Origin of the sequence: Microvirga arabica (genome assembly GCF_016811235.1) — a bacterium.
GTDB classification, from domain to species: Bacteria; Pseudomonadota; Alphaproteobacteria; order Rhizobiales; family Beijerinckiaceae; genus Microvirga; species Microvirga arabica.
In genome coordinates this window covers 1-1,669 of sequence record NZ_JAFBID010000181.1, presented here as the reverse complement: position 1 = coordinate 1,669, position 1,669 = coordinate 1, and the positions used below count along the sequence as shown (strand labels likewise).

Sequence of the window (1,669 nt, the reverse complement as noted above, 5' to 3'; positions counted from 1 at the left end):
TTTGGCTCTGACGCAGTTTTGGTGCAATTGAGGACTGAACTGAGGCTGTCTTCCGGAAGGAGGCAGCATCATGCACCCAAGCCTGCGCCCCTCAGCTTTGATTCCGCCCGGCCTGATCGTCGATCAGATCCACGCTGAGCCACAGCAAGTGACCATCACTGTCCATTCCGCTCACCGATCTGTTGCATGCCCTTCTTGCGGCACCATCTCCTCACGTGTGCATAGCCACTATCTCCGGCGCGTGGCGGATCTGCCGCTGGCGGGTCGACCCGTCGAGTTCCTGATCCGGGCGCGGCGCTTCCGCTGTGATGCTGTGCGGTGCGGGCGGCGGATCTTCACCGAACGCTTTGCCCCGGATGTGATCGCCCGCCATGCCCGGCGAACCGCCCGGCTCGAGGGCATTGCCCACCACCTCGGGCTAGCTCTGGGCGGGCGACCTGCCACGCGCTTGGCCCGGCGGCTGATGCTGCCTGTGAGCAAGGATACTCTTCTGCGCATTTTGCGCCGGCATACCCGCCTTCCTTCCGAGCCGCTGAGCGTCATCGGCATCGATGATTGGGCTTGGCGCCGCAATCATCGCTACGGCACCATCGTCTGTGATCTCGAACGGCGGCGGATCGCCTCCCTCCTCCCGGACCGGGAGCAGGCCACCGCACAGGCATGGCTGGCCAGCCACCCGGAGATTACGGTTGTTGCTCGCGACCGAGGCGGCGGATATGGCGAGGCCGCGGCCAAGGCGCTGCCAGATGCGGTGCAGGTCGCGGATCGCTGGCATCTGATGGAGAACGCCAGCCACGCTTTTCTGGATGCTGTCCGCAAGTCGATGCGCCAGATCCGTCAGGTCATTGGATCGGCAACAATCAACTCGCACCTTCTCACCTGTGCCGAACGCATTCAGTACGAGGGCTACTTGCGCCGCGAGGAGACCAACGCAACGGTTATGGCTCTCAGCGCGGACGGCGTTCCGATCAAGCAGATCGTCCGGCAAACGGGTCTGAGCCGCGGCACGGTACGGCAGATCTTGCGGGGTGGCCGAAGCGATGTCTTCCGCCAGCGGGAGAGCAGTCTTGAGGCATATTGGCCGCTGCTTGAGGCCCTCTGGACCGGAGGATGCCGCAATGGTGCCGAGCTCTGGCGGCGTCTGCTGGCCAGCGGCTTCCGCGGTTCGCTGCGCGTTGTGGGGGAATGGGCCACCCGCCGCCGTCGGGCTGAGCGGATTGAAGACGAGCAGCTTCAGCGCATTCCATCCGCCAGGACCATCGCCCGGCAGATGAGTACGGGGCGAGATACGCTCTCCAAGAGGGAGACCGTGACCATCGCCGCCATCGAAAGCGGCGTGCCAGCGCTCGCCAGTGCCCGCGACACGGTTGCGGAGTTCCAGACCCTGATCCGGAGTGGACGCGAGGCTGACCTGACGTCATGGATCAGCCGAGCGCGTGAGAGCCTCGTGGCATCGTTCGCCACTGGTATCGCCAAGGACGAGGTCGCTGTTCGTGCGGCGATTACGCTACCATGGTCAAATGGTCAGACAGAGGGTCAGATCACGAAACTCAAGCTCGTGAAGCGCCAGATGTACGGCAGAGGCCACCTCGATCTCCTGCAAGCCAGATTGGTTGGAGCGGAATGACAGCTCATGGCGACTGGTGCATCAAAACTGCGTCAGAGCCAA

At 63.8% G+C, this 1,669-nt stretch carries 1 protein-coding gene; it reads left to right on the top strand.

Annotation, left to right across the window (positions count from 1 at the left end; translation table 11 throughout):
• Positions 1-70: 70 nt before the first annotated feature.
• Positions 71-1,627 (top strand): ISL3 family transposase, encoded by a 1,557-nt coding sequence (locus JQC81_RS32275; protein ID WP_203275838.1) that lies wholly within the window; start codon positions 71-73, stop codon positions 1,625-1,627.
• The last annotated feature ends 42 nt before the right edge of the window (positions 1,628-1,669 follow it).